Here is a 20,029-nt window from a genome sequence, read left to right on the forward strand (position 1 = left end):
GTGAGGCTCTTTTTTATTTAAAAATTTAAACTAACTTTTCTTCATGACTATGAGTTAAATGGGTTGCGCGACGATCTTTACCCCAACCCAATTTTTCAGACAACAATCCGAAGAACACAATAATGCCGAACAGCGCTGTAGTGTAAATCACTTCTTTAAAATAGGTGCCTTCAATCAACATGGTAAGAATTGCACCAATAATTGCAAAGATCACCACGTAAGTTAGATAAGGGAACATCCACATTTTAAAGTCAATTTTCACGCCTTCAGCTTCTAACTTTTTACGCATACGAAGCTGAGAATAAGCAATGGTCAGGTAAACATACAGTGTTGCCGCGCCTGTTGTTAGCATGAAAAAGTCATAAACATTCATACTCTCGGTTGCAGTTAAAACTACGGCAATCACAGAGAAGAAGCATGACACAATCACGCCCACCCAAGGACTGCTTTTACTGTTTACAGAGCCAAAACTTTTCGGTGCATCACCACGTTTAGCTAAAGAGAACAACATACGTGAACACGTATAAAGTGCTGAGTTAAAGCAACTACATACTGAGGTTAGAACCACAAAGTTTACGATATGGCGCGCCCCTGGAATACCAAGTGCAGACAGAGTTACGCTATAGGTTCCCCAAGTTGAATCTTTCAAAAGTTCATTGTTGTGAGGAATAAGACATACCGCAACGAACATTGAGCCTACATAGAACAAAATAATTCGCCAAACCACCGAGTTTGATGCTTTACGAATTTCTTTCGATGGATTTGCCGACTCTGCTGCCGCTACCGTAACAATTTCGGCGCCAATGTAGGCAAACATGACTCCAAGCAAGGCTGTGATAACGGATGAGCCGCCATTTGGCATAAAGCCTTGAGAGGTTAAATTACTAATACCAGAAGCAGCCGGATTACCCCAAGGCCACAAATGCATGATGGCTAAACTACCAATCACAAGGAAAATAACAATCGCGATGACTTTGATGAGGGCGAACCAAAACTCAAATTCACCATAGTTTTTCACGTTTTGTAAATTAACAACAACCAATGCACCTATCACCACGACCATATAGACCCAGATCGGTATAAACGGGAACCAATTGTTTAGAATTTTTCCTGCCACATAGGCTTCCCACCCCATCAGCATGGCCAGAGTACACCAGTACAACCAACCAATTGAGAAACCTGCCCAACGGCCAATCGCACGGTCAGCATAAGTTGAAAAAGAGCCACTATCAGGGTTTAAAACGGCCATCTCGCCTAACATACGCATGATGAACCAAACAAGTAGACCACCTAAAGCGTAAGTTAAGAAAACTACAGGTCCAGTATTGTAAATAATACTGCCTGAGCCGACGAATAGAGAACCACCAATAACCCCTGCAATCGAGATCATGGTCAGGTGGCGTGATTTGAGTCCATGTTTTAAACTTTGGGAGTGATTGGCTTCAGAACCATTTTGATGAGCTGCCATATCATTTTCCTTAATATATGGAGGATATCGGCTAGTCTCGGAAATCCTCCGAAGCCAAAAAATATCCCCTAAAAATTTAGCCGTTCTGCCCAATTCCTAAAACAGAAAATTCACTGAGCTTATCCGGCGCTTCCGTATGCATACTTCCAATAGCTTTAATTTGTCGTTTCGGCACTCAAGAAACGAGAGCCATTTTTGTAATAAAAGAGAGAGCCAATTGCAAAATTTATAAGCAAAATTGGCCCTTTTTGTAGGGGATGCTGGTAAATGGCTTTTAGTTTTTATTTTAATCAGATTGACTTTCTTTAGTTTTGTTCAGAAATTAATAATGCCTTTGTGCCTGTTTCCAATGCTCTAAATATATGTTTCTGGTCAGCTGGATAACAAATATAGTCGCCCACACCAAGCTCAACAGCTTCATCAATTAAGCCCACCAAAGCTTTACCTTCAACCACAATAATATGCTCCACAGAACCAACTGGATGCGGCTCTGAAAGACGGTCTTCGCCTGGTTCAACAATCAGTAAATACACATCTCGACGGGCATGGGGTGGACAAGTCGCCAGCAAAATTGCTTTGTAATTGGCAATCTCTGAGCTCACTGTTGGACCATCACCACAGCGAATGACTTGTACCTGATTGCTTGGTTCTTCCATCAACCGTGCAAATGGAATATTGAGCGCAACACAAAGTGCCCATAAGGTTTCAATGCTAGGGTTACCTTGCCCTGCCTCTAATTGTGACAAAGTAGATTTAGCAACACCTGCACGACGAGCAACCTCTGCCAATGAAAGCCCTGCTCTTTGACGTTCACGCGTTAAACCTTTGGCAATAATTTCAATTGGCTGAGACATTCACCACATCCGTTCTATAAAAAAAACGATCGTTCGTTTTGACAAAACAATCAGACTTATTCATTATAATGGAAAATCGTTCGTTATATCATGCTATGTCCACATACTCTCTGATTAAAAAACTTAGTAAAGACACTACCCGCTCGATTTTCTTTGTATGTCTAGCGACGAGTGTCGTTGGTATGTCTTTAGGTTCACTCGCTGCAAGTTATGGCTTAGCGCTCTGGATCCCGCTTTGCCTATCCGTGTTTGTGCTCGCAGGAACTGCTGAATTTATTTTTATTGGTTTCTTGGCTGTAGGTGGTAGCCCAATTGCAGCTGCGATTGCAGGACTACTCGTCAATTTAAGACATCTACCTTTTGGTATTGCGGTCAATGAACTAATCCGTGGCAAATATTCTCGATATTTCGGGGCTCATATCATGAACGATGAAAGCGTTTTGTTTGGTATGGCACAGCCCGATTTTGAAACAAAAAAGGCTGCTTACTGGTTATGTGGTATATGCATTATGCTCAGTTGGCCACTGGGTGTAACGACGGGTTATTTCATTGGAAGTGCTATTCCAGATCCAAAAACATTCGGCTTAGATGCCATTTTCCCCGCGATTTTAATTGCACTTACATTTAATGCTTTAAAGAATAAAACCACTCGAAAAGCTGCATTTGCTGGATCAACTTTAGCGCTGATCACCACACCTTTTTTGGCCTCAGGACTTCCAATTCTGATTTCACTTTTTGGCTTGATATTTGGTAGAAAGAAATGAGTCAACAATTACTAATTATTTTAGGTATAGGCTTACTAGCACTTGGAACGTATGGGATTCGTTTCGCTGGTTTTCATTTGGGTGCCAAGTTCTCTTTTTCTGAAAAGTACCAAGTTTTACTCTCAAACGGTGCGACTGTTTTGCTCTGTGCGATTGCAGTGACGACAACATTTTTTGAAGGTCAACATTTCGCAGGTTTTGCACGAATATTTGGTGTTGGCTTAGCACTGTTCTTGGTTTGGAAAAAAGTACCGCTGTTATTAGTGATTTGCTTGGCAGCTGCTGGCACGGCACTTATACGTTTGCTTGGAATTGAGTAATAAAAAAGGCGAGATAAACTCGCCTTTTTTGAAACTTTGATTAGAACGGTAAATCGTCGTCTAAATCAGCTGGTGCAGAAGCTGGTTGTTGTGGCGCTTTAGGCGCAAAACCACCCGCTTGAGGGTTGCTTCCACCATTACCGAAACCACCTTGGTTACCATAACCACCGCTGTTTTGGCCATAGCCGCCACCTTGGTTGTTATTATTTTGATAACCATTACCACCTTGTTGAGGTGCGTTAAAACGTGGTTGGTTAAAATCATTACCGCCAGCGAAACCTTGTTCACCTTGTTGACGAGCATCTAACATTTGCATCTGGTCGCCACGGATTTCTGTAGTGTAACGCTCTTGGCCATTTTGGTCTGTCCACTGACGTGTACGTAGTGAACCTTCAATATAAACCTTAGAACCTTTACGCAAGAACTGCTGAGCAATTTCCCCTAAACGGTTATGCAAAACAATACGGTGCCATTCTGTTTGTTCTTTACGTTCACCAGTATTTTTATCAGTCCAAGCTTCACTTGTCGCGATTGAAAATTGGGTCAACGAGCCCCCATTTGGAAAAGTTTTTGTTTCAGGATCACGACCCAAAGTACCAACCAAAATAACCTTATTTACACCACGCATTAGCTGTCTTCATCCTATACATTTCTATGTTTTACTTTATAAGAGTTATGCTTAAATGGCTACCTCTTTACCGAACAACTGCGTTAAATCACGTCGCGCAGCATCATCTAGAGACTGTTTATCGACTTTAATATAAGCAACTTGCTGGTCAGGCATCACCACAACTTCTTCGATACCACGAATTGCCAATAGCTGTGTGGTCCACTCATTCACCTGTTGCACTTGCGGCAATGGCAACACAATCGACGACAAATACCGCGGCTGAGCTAAACCAAAACTAATTAGCAACCATATTATAGCAATCCCTGCTAAGACACTCCATCCAATCGCAGTATTATGTAACATCAATAATTGACCACCTAGTGTGCCACCAAAAAAAGCGCCTAAAAACTGACTACTGGCATTTACACCCATAGCCGTTGCTTTTGACTGAATTGGAGCAGACTTCGACAACCAAGAAGGCAATAAAGCCTCCATCACATTAAATGCAATAAAGAAAATTCCTAAGCCAGCAAGCAAAACATATTTTGATTGATAACCAAATATGAGCAGCAGCAAACCTGCAATAATGCCTGTAATTGCTGTTAAGAAAATGCCTCGCATTTTACGATATTTTTCAGCAATGATAATGCTTGGAAATGCAAAGAACAGGCTAATGACTAATAGCGGCAAATACACCAAACCATGGCTCGCCAAAGGAATATGCGCAAACTCGATGAGTTGTGAAGGCACATAAATAAACATGGCTGTAAGCAATAAATGCAATGCAAAAACCGAAACATGTAAACGGTTTAAATCACCCATTTGAATGACTTGCTTAAGCTGCGCCATATAGCCTTGTTGATAATTACGATGATGACGAGTGACTTTAGGTACAAGCAATAACATCGCAATCGCAATCAAGCCCATAATGGTTGTCACAAAGAACAAACCAGAAATGCCCACAAGGCTTGTGAGCCAAGGCCCAAGGCTAAAAGCGACCACGAAAGACAGACCAATACTCATGCCCATCGCGGCCATGGCTTTAGTACGCTGCTCTTCACGTGTCACATCGGCTAAAAGCGCCATCACGACTGCTGAAACTGCACCAGCACCAGCGATGGCACGACCAATAATTACGCCATAAATCGTGTCAGATAAACCCGCAATTGCACCACCAATCGCAAACAGTAATAGACCAAATACTACAAGCGGTTTACGGCTAAAACGGTCTGCCAGTAAGCTAAATGGAATTTGTAAAATCGCCTGACTTAAGCCGTAGACACCTACAGCCAAACCAATGAGTGCTGGAGTCGCATATTGATATGACTGCCCAACTACAGAAAAGACAGGAATAATCATGAACAAGCCCAACATGCGTAGTGCAAAAATACTACTTAAGGCAAAAGTTGAGCGACGTTCCAAAGCATTCATCATATCAATACACGTTATCAAACTAGGTAAATTATAAGCCGATTCGTTTCTAAAAATACGGAACACCTTATTTAAAATAACGATTTGGGCTTAAAAAAATAAAGAGGCATTTAGCCTCTTTATTCTATCGAAGTTTGCTGAAAATTAGCTTAAGGCGATTGTTGCTCGCGCTTTGAATATTGAATTGAAGCAATAACCGCCCAAACAATAAACGCTACACCAATTAAACCAGTAACAACTTCCGGTACATGTACGCCTGTACCACTTGCAATCATAATGAATGCTAAAGCACCAATTGCATAATGCGCGCCATGTTCTAAGAACACATAGGCATCTAGTGTGCCTTTTTCTACAAGGTAAACTGTCATTGAACGGACAAAAATAGCACCGATTGCAAGACCCAGCATAATCACAACAACGTCGCTAGTAATTGCAAAAGCACCGATCACACCGTCAAAACTGAATGATGCATCTAATACTTCAAGATATAAGAAACCACCTATACCCGCTTTAACTACGCCAGAAGCCGCGCCCGATCCATCTTTCATAATAGCATTGCCATCTTCGTCAATTTCAGGCTCACCACCTAACATATGACTTAATACTTCAACGCCAATATAAACCACAATGCCCCAAATACCAGCCATAGTCACCACAAGGCGCTGCGACTCATCAACATTTGCTGCCATAATTAACATCGCAATTAGAGCAATAAAGACAGACATTGCCGGTACGCTTGCTAAACTAGAAAGTTTAGCTTCAAGCCATCTAAACCAATGGGTTTCTTTTTCTTCATCAAAGAAGAAGTTTAAGAACACCAGTAATAGGAATGTTCCACCAAAAGCCGAAATTTCAGCGTGATGTGCCATTAAACGTTCAGAATAGGTTTTCGGATCATTGAGTGCCAATTTAGCTACTTCAATCATTCCCATATCCGCAGTCACCGCAACAATCGCCACCGGGAAAATTAAACGCATACCAAAAACGGCGATTAAAATACCTACCGTTAAAAAGAGCATTTTCCAGAACGGATCCCAATTACGTAGAACCGATGCATTTACGACAGCATTGTCAAAAGATAAAGAGACCTCCATTACAGCTAAAATGGCTGTAATTGTTAAAGCTTTAAGCATGGTAGACACGCCCGCTTCAGGTCCATGGGTAAAACCCCAATACGCGGATAGTGCTAAACACACCACCGTAAAAAATATCGAAAATCGGAAATGCTTCATGGATCAGACCTATACCAAGAATAAATTTAATCTTTCTTAAAAAACCGCCGCTATTATATCGATAATTAACCACAAAACGATGTTGTTTTGTGCCGTTATTCCCTTTACTTTATCTCTCTGTTTAATAAAGAAATTTATGATATTTAATTAACTCATTAATCGTATTAAATATTTTCTTTCGATATATCTATCATTATTATTTTTGTATTTTAAAATTGATTTAAAATCTGGTTCAGCTGTCTTAATTTAAATGGAATGTTTTTATGCTTTTTTCTCAAGAACTTTGGCAACGCAATTTAAATTTATATCAAAAAATTCTAGACCTGCCTTTTAATCAGGAACTTGCTAACGGTACTTTAGATAAAGAAGCTTTTTGTCATTATGTTATTCAAGATGCTCAATATTTAGTGGCCTATGGCCGTGTGCTGGCTGTTGCAGCAGCTAAAGCTTTTGATGCTGACGATATTATGCAATTTTCAGATGCAGCGAAAATTGCAATTGTGGTTGAACGTAGCTTGCATGATGACTTCATGAAAAACTTTGGTGTCACCAAAGAAAAATTTCAAAATACACCATTAACTTTGGCAGGCCACCACTACACTTCATTTTTAACAGCAACTGCCTGGTCTGAGAGCTACCCTGTTGTACTTGCTGCGCTTTTACCTTGCTTCTGGATTTATGCCGAAGTTGGCAAAGATATTGTAAATAAATCAATTCCAAATAACCCTTACCAAGCATGGATTGATACTTACGCTGGTGAAGAGTTCCATACCGCCGTTCGTAATGTGATTGCGACAGTAGATAAAGTTGCTGCGCGTTGTGATGCCGACACTTTAGAAAAAATGCATGCCGCTTACACCATGGGTGCAAAACTTGAATGGTTATTTTGGGATAGTGCCTACCATCAAAGACAATGGTTAGGTTTAGATCAGATTTAAAACTTCAAAAGAATCGGTCAGTGCACTTAATAGCCTGATCGATTTTCAATAAAATGCGAGACAGATATGTATATCGGCGAATTAGCGGCTTTGACTGGTGCCACTCCTAAAGCCATTCGGCATTATGAGAAATTAGGCTTACTGCCAGTCGCAAAAAGAAAAGGCAATTATCGTATTTATGAAGAGATTGATGTTCAATCGGTTAAGATGATTCGCCTTGCACAAGCTGTTGGATTTAGCCTTTCCGAGCTTTATGACCTGTCAGCTTTAAAATATAAAAATAATCGTTTTCCTGTAGAAATTGCACAACAGCTTATTCAAAAAAAGAACCAACAAATTATTGAGCAAAAAGAAGCTTTAAGCCGTTTGCAAAAAGATTTAAAACAACTAGAAGATGAGATTATTCAAACTTATATTACCAATAAGATTTCTGCTTAAAACAGTTTATTAAAATCTAAAAATAGCTTTCAAAATGAGTGCTTGACTCTGCCCTTAGGGACAAGGTTTATGGTAATAGCTTCTTTTATTACGGATAAATAAAATGAGCACTCACCTTTCTACATTTAAAAATTCAACAGCATTAATTACAGGCGCATCTTCAGGAATAGGCAAAGCCTATGCTCAAGAACTTGCGTCTTTAGGAATTCATCTCATTTTAACGGCACGCTCCGAACAGAAGCTGAATGATTTAGCCGATGGACTTAAAAAAAAATATAACGTGAATGTTGAGGTGATCGTCTTAGATTTAGCTCAACCCAATTCAGCTCAAAACTTATTTGATGAAGTGCAAGCTAGAAAATTATCGGTAGAGATTTTAATTAATAACGCAGGATTTGGTAAATGGACTAAATTTCTAGATCAATCTGTATCTATTTATCAAGAAATGATTACGCTAAATATCAGCAGTGTAACGTCTTTATGTTATTTATTTTTGCCCCACATGCTTGCGAACAAAAAAGGCATCATGATTAATATTTCATCTACAGGTGCGTTTCAACCTCTGCCTTATATTGCTGTGTATGGGGCAACTAAATCTTATGTATTGCAATTTACTGAGGCTCTTGCAGGAGAATACGGCTCTTCAGGAGTTAAATTTCTGGCAGTTTGTCCGGGCAATACCGAAACCAATTTTACTCAGGTCGCAAATGCCGATACGAGTGGTATGAAAAGCTCTACGGTAGATGACGGTGTGTCTGCAACAGTTAAAGCATTAGATAAGAATAAATCAACGGTTGTGGTGGGATGTAGAAATTATTTAACGTCTCAATTACCCCGCATTCTTTCCCGCAAAAAAATGATCAATTTAGTTGAAGGCATGCTCAGAACTCGTGTTGTTGAGCATTCATAAAAATAGTTCAATTTAAAAGATTAAGGGATTTCTCTTAATCTTTTAATGTTGAAATAGCTGCCAGCCATAAATTAAACCTGCCGCAGCTACGACCCAACATAGAGTTGCTAATCCTAGACAAGACCACATCGACATTCGTGTTGCCAGCACATAAACAACAACTAAATAAATGGTATAGGGAATAAGTGACCATAGACCAAACAGAGCCGTTTTTTGTAATGCTTCGGCTCCTTTTTGCTGAAAAACAATCACATGAGCAATTAAAGCAAAGGTAGGAAAAAGTGGGACTAAACCTGCAATGTAAAAGGCCTTACTTTTCGATAAAATCGAAATAATGAGGACAACCCCAGCCCCTAACATACACTTTAAAAATAACGCCCACATGCGCTGATCCTATCTGGTCATTTCCATTTCAAAACGCTGTATTTTGCGCTTTTTAAAGGAAATTAACAGCGACTAAAGCAATTAATGCTGGAACTGCCTGAATATAAATAATCTTTTTACTGGCAGTCAGACCACCATAGATACCGGCAATGAGTACACAGCCTAAAAAGAAGTTGGCAATTGATGTCGCAAATGGTGCATCAGCCAATAAAGCCCAAAACAAACCCGCCGCTAAAAAGCCATTATAAAGACCTTGGTTCTGTGCCATGACTTTGGTGAGTTTTGCTTTTTCTGCATTATTTCCAAAGGCTTTCATGCCATAAGGTTTGTCCCACAAAAACATCTCTAACACTAAAATATAGACATGTAATATTGCGATAAGCGCAATTAAAATTTGTCCAATCATACGATTTTCCTTTTTATTTTAAAGATATGAAAAAAGATCAGTCTCTCGACTGATCTTTTAGTGTTTTACGGCTTTAATAATACTTTGCCTTGACGAGCGCCTTGCGTTGCTCTTTGAGCCGCAATTTTAATCTCATCAAAACTAAATAAACCTTCTACAGGCAAGATTAATTTTTTCTGAGTCGCTAATGTTAGCAGCTCAACGATCAGTTCTTTTTTACGAGTAGCTGGCATTTCTTTATTAACCACACTCGCCCAGAAACCTTTTACTGTCGCTTGTTTGAAAATTAGATCACCCGATGAAATCTGCATGGTTTCGCCAGTCATACTACCGAACGAAACGAGCAGGCTATTTTCACTGAGTAAATTCAGCATTTCGCCACTTGCGGTTCCACCAATCGAGTCCACACCGGCAATAAGAGGTTGGTCACCATGAATCTGTTTAACTTGCTCTTTCCAGTTCGGCTGATCAGTTGCCACAACATGTTGAATACCTAATGCTTGCATCTCGGCAATTGCATCAGTACGACGAACCAGATTAATCACAGGTAAGCCACGTGCCTGTGCAATCATGGCAACTGTTTTACCGACTGCACCATTCGCCGTGTTTTGAATGAGCCATTGTCCCGGTTGAACATTTACAAAGTCGAGTAGCATGAGTGCACTAATTGGCATACCAATCAGTTGTGCTGCTGTTTCATCATCAATTTCATTATTGAGTGGAATAATCCCTTGAGCAGGCGCAATAAAGTATTCAGCCCAACTGCCATGCACAGCCGCAACAGCAATACGTTGCCCTACCTGTACATGTTCAACACCTTCACCCAACGCATCTACAATACCAACTGCCTCACTGCCACCAATCGCAGGTAAGGTTGGTTTATAGCCATAGCTTCCGCGTACTGTCCATACATCATGATTATGGATCGGAGACATGATGGTTTTAATACGCACTTCGCCTGCTTTTGGTTCAGGCTTTGGCATATCCGCCTGCTCTAAAACGTCTACAGGTTCGCCAAAATTACGATGGATAATACTTCGCATGCTTTATTCCTCTATCGGTTTTAAGAGTTGTTGAGTCGTTTCTAAAGCTAGATGTAGATGTGCTTTGTCTTGCGACAATTTTGTAAGTAAAGCAGCACCTAACCATAGCTGATACATGACTTGCGCAGTTTTCAAAGGTTCAATATGTTTTGGAATTGATCCTTCTTGTTGCCCTTCTTTGAGTAGTAAAGCCAAACGTTGGATTAGTTTGTGCACACCGTCATTGAGAATTTGGCGCATATCTTCTGACAAGTCCGAAACTTCGGCTGCCAATTTCACAATCAAGCAGTTTTCAGCCCAACTACCGTTTACCGGATCATCAATCCACGCCTGCCATAAAGCCATTAAACGGGCATGGGCACTTTGCTCACTGTGCTGCCAAAGCTGTTCCATACGGACTTTATAATTGGCCATGTATTGCTCGAGCAACGCACAGCCAAACGCCTCTTTTGAAGCAAAGTAGTGATAGAACGAACCTTTAGGTACGTCACAAGCCTTTAAAATTTCTTGCAAACCAACACCGACAAAACCTTTATGTAGCACCAGTTCAAAACTGGTATCTAAAATGTGTTGTCGTGTGGTTTCGCTTTTATTTAATCGTTTCATGCATTCATCATAAACAACTATTAGACCAGTCGTCTAGTAAAATTATGTTGCTGGTTAAAATTTGCTTAGAGTAGAAATGTAGAATGAGGAATGTTAAAAATACAACCTGCTTAATTAAACAAATTTTGTCGTTTGTCGTTTAACCGTCACAATTTGTCGCTTTAAATCATTTTATACCACTTGAACAATTTTAAATCGTTATCATATATAGGGTCTGTTGTTTATAACCAGTCACACCTCCCTGCGGCTGATCACTCAACACCTAAATTTTCATCAATACACAATTGAGATGTTTTATGAGCCAAAGTCATATCCGTATTCGAGGCGCACGCACCCATAACTTAAAAAATGTGTCACTCGATATTCCACGCGACAAATTTGTGGTAATTACGGGGCTATCAGGTTCAGGAAAATCTTCTCTTGCCTTTGATACCTTGTATGCCGAAGGACAGCGCCGTTATGTCGAATCACTTTCGGCATATGCCCGTCAGTTTTTATCGCAAATGGAAAAACCTGAAGTTGACTCGATTGAAGGTTTATCACCAGCGATTGCCATTGAGCAAAAATCTACCAGTCATAACCCACGTTCAACAGTTGGTACGATTACCGAAATTTATGACTATTTGCGTTTGCTTTATGCACGTGTCGGCACGCCTTACTGCCCAGAACATGATTTGCCGATGGTCGCGCAAACTGTTTCTGAAATGGTCGATGCGGTAAAAACGCTTGAAGAAGGCACAGCACTCATGTTGCTTGCCCCTGTCGTTCGTGAGCGTAAAGGTGAGTACAGTAACCTGTTCGAACAACTACAAGGCCAAGGTTTTGTTCGTGCTCGTGTGGATGGTGAAATCATTGATATTGATACACCACCAGAGCTCGACAAAAAGAAAAAACATACCATTGAAGTCGTTGTTGACCGCTTCAAAGTACGTGAAGACTTAGGTAACCGTATTGCTGAATCATTTGAAACCGCACTACGTTTAGGTGGCGATATTGCTGTTTTATCATGGATGAATGGTGAACATCCTGATCGTGTTTTTTCTGCAAAACACTCATGTCCAGAATGTGATCGCGCTGTCGCAGAGCTTGAGCCACGTTTGTTTTCATTTAACAACCCTTTCGGTGCCTGCCCTGTTTGTGATGGTTTAGGTACCCGTAGTCATTTTAGCTCTGAAAAACTGATTCCAAATCCTGATCTTGCGATTAGTGAAGGCGCGATCCGTGGATGGGATCGTCAGCGTCCATATTATTATTCGATGCTGCAAAAAGTTGCCGATCATTTTGGTTTTCAACTTGATACGCCTTGGAATCAGCTAGATAAAGATACTCAAAAGAAATTCTTACAAGGTACAGGTAAAGAAAAAGTCGATTTAAGCTATATCGACGAACGTGGCCGTAAACACACTCGCGTACAACCGTTTGAGGGAATCTTGCCTCATCTTGAGCGCCGTTATCGTGAAACTGAAAGTAACTATGTACGAGATGATTTAGCTCAGTACCTTTCTAATGCAGCGTGTGATGCATGTGATGGTTCACGTCTTAATGAAATTTCACGCAACGTTCGTGTGAAAGATAAAACCATTGCTGACATTACCCGCATGTCAATTGGTGATGCTGAAAGCTACTATCAAGGCCTAAATCTTGAAGGTGCTAAAGGCGAAATCGCAGATAAAATCTTTAAAGAGATTCGTGAACGTCTACACTTCTTGGTGAGTGTGGGACTTAACTATTTAAGTCTAGCTCGCTCTGCCGAAACCCTATCTGGTGGTGAAGCACAGCGTATCCGTTTAGCTTCGCAGATTGGTGCAGGTTTGATGGGCGTCATGTATGTTCTTGATGAACCATCAATTGGTCTACATCAACGCGATAACGATCGTTTATTACAAACCCTCATTCGCTTACGTGATTTAGGTAACACAGTATTAGTCGTTGAACACGATGAAGATGCGATTCGTGCTGCTGACCATATTATTGATATCGGTCCTGGTGCTGGTGTACACGGTGGTGTAATTATTGCTGAAGGTACGTATGATGAATTGGCTAAACATGCCGACTCACTTACAGGACAGTATCTTTCTGGCAAACTCAAAATTGAAGTGCCAAAAAAACGTACTGAATCACCACGTCCAGATGAAGTCATCAAACTTTCAGGTGCAGCAGGTCATAACTTAAAAAATGTCGATTTAACGATTCCACTCGGCATTATGACTTGTGTGACTGGCGTTTCAGGTTCAGGTAAGTCAACGCTGATTAACCGTACTTTGCTTCCATTAGCAGCAACCCAACTCAATGGCGCAACAACTTTAACCGCTGAAAAGTTTGACTCAATTGATGGACTTCAACATCTAGATAAAGTTGTTGATATTGACCAAAGCCCGATTGGCCGTACACCGCGTTCTAACCCAGCGACTTATACAGGGTTATTTACGCCAATCCGTGAGTTATTTGCTCAAACCCCAGAAGCGAAAGCGCGTGGTTATAGTGCGGGTCGTTTCTCGTTTAACGTAAAAGGCGGACGCTGTGAAGCCTGTGAAGGCGACGGCATGATTAAAGTCGCAATGCACTTCCTACCAGATATGTATGTTCCATGCGATGCGTGTCATGGTAAACGTTATAACCGTGAAACGCTTGAAGTGGGCTATAAAGGCAAAAACATTTCTGATGTTCTAGAAATGACTGTTGAAGATGCCGCTGAATTCTTTAGTGCCATTCCAGTCATCCACCGCCGCTTAGAAACCTTAACTCAGGTGGGCTTAGGCTATATTCGTTTAGGTCAAGCTGCAACCACCCTCTCTGGTGGTGAAGCACAGCGTGTAAAACTCGCACGTGAGTTAGCTAAACGTGATACGGGTAAAACACTTTATATCTTGGATGAACCAACAACAGGTCTACATTTCCATGATATTGCCAAGTTACTCGACATTTTGCATGAGCTACGTAACAAAGGTAATACCATTGTGGTGATTGAACATAACCTTGACGTCATTAAAACAGCCGACTGGGTTGTGGACTTAGGCCCTGAAGGTGGCTCAGGCGGTGGTATGATCATTGCCGAAGGTACACCTGAACAAGTGGCTGAGGTTGAGATTTCCCACACAGGTCGTTTCTTAAAACCGATGTTGAAGTAATTTTCTGACTCCTTTTCTTCTAACTTCGTTCTTTAATGTGTGAGGTTAGAAGAAAATGGATAATAAATTCTTTAAGTCTTTGTCATTAAATGATTTTCAATAATATCCTGCATATATCTTTTTTTAAATTCTGATTCCTGACCAATTTTCTGTAGAACCCTTACAATTATTGAATCTATAGAATCATCTTCCCTTGTTATTAAATATAATCTTTTTAAATACTGTATTAGGCTATCATTTCCTTCAATGAAAAAAGTTTCCTGATAAATTTCTTCAGTCAAATATTTAAACCATTCATCAAATGAAAATTTTCGTAACTGATCCTTATCATTTTCACTTTTAAAATTACCCCACTTTAAAAAATAAGACGCGATCTCACTTAAAGTTTTTTCTTCAACATGATTTTTAGCTAGATCATCAATATACCTATAAAAAATATTACTTTCATAACCCCATAATTGTCGCTCTTTATTTGCATGTGTAATCGATCTTGATAAGTCTGAGTGAATATAGCTTATGATTCCTGCTTTAAACTGTTCAGCTTTATCGTAAGTCGGTAAATATTTATGCAGAATTTCATACATAAATGCAGAATTGTGAAATCCCTCTATTGCTAAATATTTAACCTCTAATGAAGCAATGTATTCAAGATCCTTCTCATCTAACTCCAAATCATGTCGTTTTTCAAAAATCCTCCAAATCTTATTCCTAATATTTTGATTTTCATCAGAAATTAACTCAGAATTAGCTAACCTATTTAATTCATTAAAATTAATAATATCTCGCTGCTCGAACCATTTTTTAAATTCGATTAACCACTCGTCCTCACGATTGAATGAGTAAGATATATTTTGTAATTTTTCATAAATTTGTTTCTTTATAGGGCTCCAAGCTTCTCTCTCCTTTTCGGTAACATATTTACAATCATCCCAACTATATTCAAAGTTTGGAAAATCTTGAATTAAGTAACCTTGTAAAATCCGAATTAAGATAATTTCTTTTGTTGAATAGGCAATATCTTTTGTTAGCTCAGTAAGAAAGTGTCGAAATAATTTAATCACTTTTTGAAAGAAGCGAAAATTATGAATTTCTAATTTTTCAGCAAAATCAATCATTAGGTTAATTAATTTCTCATCGATACCTTTAGTATTTTCCCGAATCAAAGGTTCAACAGAGTTTAAGATTATTGTTTCATCAACTAACTTCTCTTTGTAATCACCATATTTATTCTTATTTTCAGCCTCTGTTTTATCTTCATCTAAGATCAAAATAATTTGACAATTTTTTTCTAATTTTAGATAGTTTGCCAAACCCATAACATCTTTAATATCTAATTTATCAGACATTCGCTCGAAGTCATCAAAGCAAATGATGGCATCTTTGACCTGATTAAACATCAAACTATCAAAAATTTTGGTAGGAATACTCAAACCAAAGTGTGAAACTCTTGTATCTTTAAAAATAGAAGGTAATCCTCGAACCCATCTAGGAATTTCTAAAGTGGAATGATTATTTTCGATATTGCAATAAATATGCGTTTTCAAATCACTCAATGACTGAAGACCAAATAATGATACGTATACATATTTCTTTTTAAAGTTATCCCTTTCTATAAACTTTTTCCAAAAAAAAGTCTTACCAACTCCCCAAGGTCCTGTAATAGCAATTGCTGTACCAATTTTTTCATTTTTGATATTAGTTTCTAATAATTCTTTTAATCTTTGTTCTTTATCTAATATATTCATAATTCAGTATATTTCAAACCAATAGATATCTAATAAACCACAGATAATTTGATTTTTCAAAATAAGGTCCATAAGGGTTTGATCTACCCCTCAACTGCATTCCGACCTCGGGCCTTAGCTCTTAATAGTGAACGATCAGCTTTCTCTAAAAGCTCAATCCAACTCGCCGCTCCGATAGCAAAACCAATACTGACAGAGACATGCAATTTTTCATCTGAACCAGATAAACAAATCTCTTCTAAAGAAATCGCAATCCGAATTTTCTCTGCTAAAAGACGAGCATCTACAAATTGTACTTGCTCTAGCAATATTAAAAATTCATCACCTCCATAACGAACAATTAAATCCGAACTTCGAATATTTTGCTTTAATTGCTCGGCAATACTGACAATGACGCGATCACCTACGATATGCCCATATTCGTCGTTCACCTGTTTAAAACGATCAATATCGATAATCATTAAACAGGTCTGCGTGAATTTTTGAGGATAACTTTCAACTATTTTTAAATATTCAGATAAAGCTAAACGATTGGACACTCCAGTGAGTGGATCAGTATTGGCAATGTTCTTTAACTGAAATTCAAAAGCGTCGCGTTGTTGCAACATACGTTGTAATCGGTCAATTGCTTCAAATAGAGAAAAAAATTCACCTTTGGTGGTGACATTCATCTCATCTTTACAATGATCAGAACTATGCGATAAATCTAAAATTAAAGTTCTCGCTTTAATTAAAGGCGAAAATACTCGTCTTTGAGCATATATCAGAGTAAGTAATGCTGTAGCCAAAGAAATTAGAGAAATAAATAAAGTTAAAAAGAAACCATTTCGAGCAATTGCATTTTCTTGAGTGGCAATGACTACACTCTCATTAAGAATATAACTCTGCAAATCAACCACAGTGGTAAATTTACCTACAATTGCTTCGGTTAACTGTGTACCACTTAAAAAATATGGTTCGCCCTTTTGGCTTTCTTCTAATAGCCTTTCTACAATCGGAATACCCTGATCTATAAACTCTGTTTTCACTCTAGAATATAACCGACGATATTCTGGTGTTTTTGCCTGTTCAGGCTGCAAGGTATCGACCAAAATCCATAAATATCTAGCTTGATGTTGAGTTTGTAGAGAACGAGCACGATTATTACTTGGAATCTCTTCATTAAAACTGACGGGAGCAATAATGTTAGATGCCATACGCCCAGCCTGATCACGCATATCAGTCAGCACAATAATAAGCGTAAAATAATTAGAAATGCGGCTGTCTTTACTTTTTAACTGCAACATTAGTTTTTGCAGTATTTCCCTACAATTATCCCATGCGCCAAACATTCCTAAAATGGCATTATCCAGTTGAACAGAAGTTCTTGCTGTATATGGAGTTTCACCGTAATAATCAACGACACGTCGGGCTTGTCTAAGATTTTCTTTGAAATTGGTTTGGAGCTCATTTGCTAAGGAAACATAACCAGCTTGTTTTAAAATTAAAATGCTTGTATCAATTTGCGCATCAACGATTAAACGAAATTTTTTTAATTCTTGCTGATTTTTTACCAAATCATGAGGACCACTCGACATCATTTTATTAGCAGGAGCACGTTCCTTAGAAACTTTATAGGCAATATCGGCTACTGCTCTTAAACTTTTTATTTCAGCTAGGGCTTGTCTAGTTTTTATATAATCCTGATAGCTTCCCACAATAAGAGGTACTGCCATGAATAATAAAGATAAAATAATAACCAGCATAAAAAAGAACAGTCGATTACTAATATGCTCTGAACGTAATCCTGACATTTCTAGCTGGTACTCCGTAAATGTCCTGCCATTTTTAATACGATATAAATTAGGCTTAAATCCATCCTAGCATTTTAATAACTAAAATTTCATCATTAACCCCTTCATTTCTTTTTTAATAATTATACGATCCCTAAATTTTGTCAGCTTAAATAACAAATGAATCGAAAAATTGAATGCTTTTTATAAAAAAACTCTATTTTACAGATTAAAGATTTTTAATCATGATAGTAAAAACAGTATTTACTTGTCCTCTTGGATGCCTCTCCCAGCATCCACTGCCCAGCTTTAAGCTGGGCTCTTTTTGGCCTCTTATTTTTTCAATAAAATTCACATAACTCTTATTTTAATTTTTAGATTTTCTTACAGATAAAAAAAAGCTCAACCTTGGGGAAAGCTGAGCTCGTAAAATCTGATGTGTTCTACACATCGTATCTGGGCAAACACTTTAAATCCTAAAAAACGTTAGGCAGTGAACTTTGCAATCGAATTATGTGATTTACTTCTACCTTTGTAAAGTTGATTAAATTAATCAGGATTAAAATTTTAATCGTTTTTTCAACTTAAAATAGAGATTTCTTTTATTTTATTCACTTATATAATAATTAAGAATAGTTAAATTTTTTAGTTAAACTAATCCAAATATTGTTAACTATTCCTCAAAATAAAACGAATTTGACAATAAAATGGCGATTTTTTATTCATATTGTAAACACAGCTATATTTTTGTGAATGTTAAAACCGATTAATGCAATCTATTTTTCCAATCACAATTGTAATATCTTTTTAACATTTACTTCTTAATTCTTAATGAAATATAATTATTAGCTTATTGTAAATGTTCATTTTTTTATCAGGTTGACAAACCACTTTTCATTTGATTAGTTTTTCACCAATTTTAACATAAGTGTCAAATATCTTTAACATTACCTTTTCTAGATTATTGACTTCATAAATTGTTACAATACAATGACCCCAGCTTTATCTCTTGTTAATGCTGGAAATGATTATGAAAAAACTTGGTTTAGCCACTGCTGTATTATTAGCCATGACCGGTGCTCATGCTTATCAATTTGAAGTTCAAGGTCAATCTGAATATGTTGACACAACTGCAAACGATAAAAACTTCACTGGTGACGTTGCTGGTACATTCTATTTAAAAAATGTTGATACCGCTAAGGGTCCTTTAGCTGAAGCAGCTTTCTTGAACCAAGCTTCTAGCGTATCTTTAGGTTATAGCTACCAACAGTATGACCAAAACAACGTAAACTACCACGTAGGTACATACGGTGTTAAAGGTGAGGCTTACGTTCCTACTCCTTACCTTCCTGTATATGCTAGCGCAACTTATAACCACACTGATGTTGATGGTAAAAACAACTTCTCTAAAGATGACAACGGCGACCGTTATGCATTAGAAGTTGGTGCTATGTTGTTACCTAACTTCTTGATGACTGTTGGTTATACAAGCGTTGCTAACCAATTCGCTTTAGATAACTTCGGTATCATCAGCAACGGTATCTACACTGCTGCGAACCAAACTGCTGCGATTCAAGACGACCAAGATGCTGTTACAGCTCGTGCTAAATATGTAGGTCCAATCGATGGAACTAACATGGCAATTGGTTTTGAAGCTGCTGGTGCTTTCGGTCAAGAAAACCAATACGGTTTGAAAACTGACCTTTACTTAACTCCTAAGTTAAGCGTTGGCGCTTCTTTCGTTGGTAACGATGGTTCAGCTGACATCAAAGGCAATGACCTTGGTGAATTCCGTCAAGCTTGGGGTGGTAACGTAAACTACTTCATTACTCCAGCTGTAGCAGTTGGTGCATCGTACATGAAAGCTGACGTTAAAAAGTCTAGCTACGATACACAAACTATCGGCTTAAATACTAAATTCCGTTTCTAATTTAATTTAGAAATCGAATTAAAAAAGGACTCAAATGAGTCCTTTTTTTT

The 20,029-nt window shown here is 38.5% G+C and carries 18 protein-coding genes; 7 read left to right on the top strand and 11 right to left on the bottom strand.

The window, feature by feature from the left end:
* Window positions 1-25: 25 nt before the first annotated feature.
* Together F928_RS17780 and ydcN are read right to left on the bottom strand one after the other, a co-directional pair.
* Window positions 26-1,468 (bottom strand): amino acid permease, encoded by a 1,443-nt coding sequence (locus F928_RS17780; protein ID WP_002117418.1) that lies wholly within the window; start codon window positions 1,466-1,468, stop codon window positions 26-28.
* Window positions 1,469-1,773: 305 nt separating this feature from the next.
* Window positions 1,774-2,322, bottom strand: a complete 549-nt coding sequence (ydcN, locus tag F928_RS17785) for a helix-turn-helix domain-containing protein (RefSeq protein WP_002117406.1) — start codon at window positions 2,320-2,322, stop codon at window positions 1,774-1,776.
* 68 nt (window positions 2,323-2,390) lie between these two features.
* Between ydcN and F928_RS17790 the strand changes: the two genes are divergently transcribed.
* A complete protein-coding gene (locus tag F928_RS17790; RefSeq protein WP_005078600.1) occupies window positions 2,391-3,086 on the top strand; it encodes an AzlC family ABC transporter permease in 696 nt (231 codons plus the stop codon).
* Complete coding sequence (locus F928_RS17795) at window positions 3,083-3,406, top strand: AzlD domain-containing protein (RefSeq protein ID WP_002117414.1); 324 nt, start codon at window positions 3,083-3,085, stop codon at window positions 3,404-3,406. The genes F928_RS17790 and F928_RS17795 overlap by 4 nt, the downstream gene beginning before the upstream one ends.
* 40 nt (window positions 3,407-3,446) lie before the next feature.
* Here F928_RS17795 and ssb read toward each other — a convergent pair whose 3' ends face one another.
* The 3 genes from ssb to F928_RS17810 form a co-directional block, all read right to left on the bottom strand.
* Window positions 3,447-4,034 (bottom strand): single-stranded DNA-binding protein, encoded by a 588-nt coding sequence (gene ssb, locus F928_RS17800; RefSeq protein ID WP_005066890.1) that lies wholly within the window; start codon window positions 4,032-4,034, stop codon window positions 3,447-3,449.
* 51 nt (window positions 4,035-4,085) lie between these two features.
* Window positions 4,086-5,450: an MFS transporter gene (yajR, locus tag F928_RS17805; RefSeq protein WP_005078603.1), complete on the bottom strand. Its 1,365-nt coding sequence runs from the start codon at window positions 5,448-5,450 to the stop codon at window positions 4,086-4,088.
* 146 nt (window positions 5,451-5,596) lie between these two features.
* On the bottom strand, window positions 5,597-6,679 hold the full coding sequence (locus tag F928_RS17810) for a DUF475 domain-containing protein (protein ID WP_005066886.1): 1,083 nt from the start codon (window positions 6,677-6,679) through the stop codon (window positions 5,597-5,599).
* 263 nt (window positions 6,680-6,942) lie between these two features.
* Here F928_RS17810 and tenA point away from each other — a divergent pair, with 263 nt between their 5' ends.
* The 3 genes from tenA to F928_RS17825 all read left to right on the top strand — a co-directional run bounded on the left by tenA (window position 6,943) and on the right by F928_RS17825 (window position 8,965).
* Complete coding sequence (tenA, locus tag F928_RS17815; protein WP_005078605.1) at window positions 6,943-7,617, top strand: thiaminase II; 675 nt, start codon at window positions 6,943-6,945, stop codon at window positions 7,615-7,617.
* Window positions 7,618-7,683: 66 nt separating this feature from the next.
* Window positions 7,684-8,055: a MerR family transcriptional regulator gene (locus F928_RS17820; RefSeq protein ID WP_005078608.1), complete on the top strand. Its 372-nt coding sequence runs from the start codon at window positions 7,684-7,686 to the stop codon at window positions 8,053-8,055.
* A 103-nt stretch (window positions 8,056-8,158) separates the two neighbouring features.
* Window positions 8,159-8,965 carry an SDR family NAD(P)-dependent oxidoreductase gene (locus F928_RS17825; RefSeq protein ID WP_005078609.1) on the top strand — a complete coding sequence of 269 codons (807 nt, stop codon included), beginning with the start codon at window positions 8,159-8,161 and terminating at the stop codon, window positions 8,963-8,965.
* 42 nt (window positions 8,966-9,007) lie between these two features.
* Here the strand turns inward: F928_RS17825 and glpM are convergent, their stop codons facing one another.
* The 4 genes from glpM to ydhM all read right to left on the bottom strand — a co-directional run bounded on the left by glpM (window position 9,008) and on the right by ydhM (window position 11,404).
* A complete protein-coding gene (gene glpM / locus F928_RS17830; protein WP_002121974.1) occupies window positions 9,008-9,349 on the bottom strand; it encodes a GlpM family protein in 342 nt (113 codons plus the stop codon).
* Window positions 9,350-9,401: 52 nt separating this feature from the next.
* A complete protein-coding gene (locus tag F928_RS17835) occupies window positions 9,402-9,755 on the bottom strand; it encodes a DUF1304 domain-containing protein (protein WP_002122000.1) in 354 nt (117 codons plus the stop codon).
* A 65-nt stretch (window positions 9,756-9,820) separates the two neighbouring features.
* A complete protein-coding gene (gene mecR, locus F928_RS17840) occupies window positions 9,821-10,798 on the bottom strand; it encodes a zinc-binding dehydrogenase (RefSeq protein ID WP_002122034.1) in 978 nt (325 codons plus the stop codon).
* A 3-nt stretch (window positions 10,799-10,801) separates the two neighbouring features.
* Entirely contained in the window at window positions 10,802-11,404 is a 603-nt protein-coding gene (gene ydhM, locus F928_RS17845; protein ID WP_002121948.1) for a TetR/AcrR family transcriptional regulator, read from the bottom strand.
* A 296-nt stretch (window positions 11,405-11,700) separates the two neighbouring features.
* Here ydhM and uvrA point away from each other — a divergent pair, with 296 nt between their 5' ends.
* Window positions 11,701-14,532 (top strand): excinuclease ABC subunit UvrA, encoded by a 2,832-nt coding sequence (uvrA, locus tag F928_RS17850; protein ID WP_005078614.1) that lies wholly within the window; start codon window positions 11,701-11,703, stop codon window positions 14,530-14,532.
* Window positions 14,533-14,603: 71 nt separating this feature from the next.
* Here uvrA and F928_RS17855 read toward each other — a convergent pair whose 3' ends face one another.
* Window positions 14,604-16,277 carry a P-loop NTPase fold protein gene (locus F928_RS17855; protein WP_002121918.1) on the bottom strand — a complete coding sequence of 558 codons (1,674 nt, stop codon included), beginning with the start codon at window positions 16,275-16,277 and terminating at the stop codon, window positions 14,604-14,606.
* Window positions 16,278-16,360: 83 nt separating this feature from the next.
* Window positions 16,361-18,070 (bottom strand): GGDEF domain-containing protein, encoded by a 1,710-nt coding sequence (locus F928_RS17860; protein ID WP_005078618.1) that lies wholly within the window; start codon window positions 18,068-18,070, stop codon window positions 16,361-16,363.
* A 1,009-nt stretch (window positions 18,071-19,079) separates the two neighbouring features.
* Here F928_RS17860 and omp33-36 point away from each other — a divergent pair.
* Window positions 19,080-19,979, top strand: a complete 900-nt coding sequence (gene omp33-36, locus F928_RS17865) for a porin Omp33-36 (RefSeq protein WP_005078620.1) — start codon at window positions 19,080-19,082, stop codon at window positions 19,977-19,979.
* The last annotated feature ends 50 nt before the right edge of the window (window positions 19,980-20,029 follow it).

It is taken from the genome of Acinetobacter pittii ATCC 19004 = CIP 70.29 (genome assembly GCF_000369045.1).
Taxonomy (GTDB): domain Bacteria; phylum Pseudomonadota; class Gammaproteobacteria; order Pseudomonadales; family Moraxellaceae; genus Acinetobacter; species Acinetobacter pittii.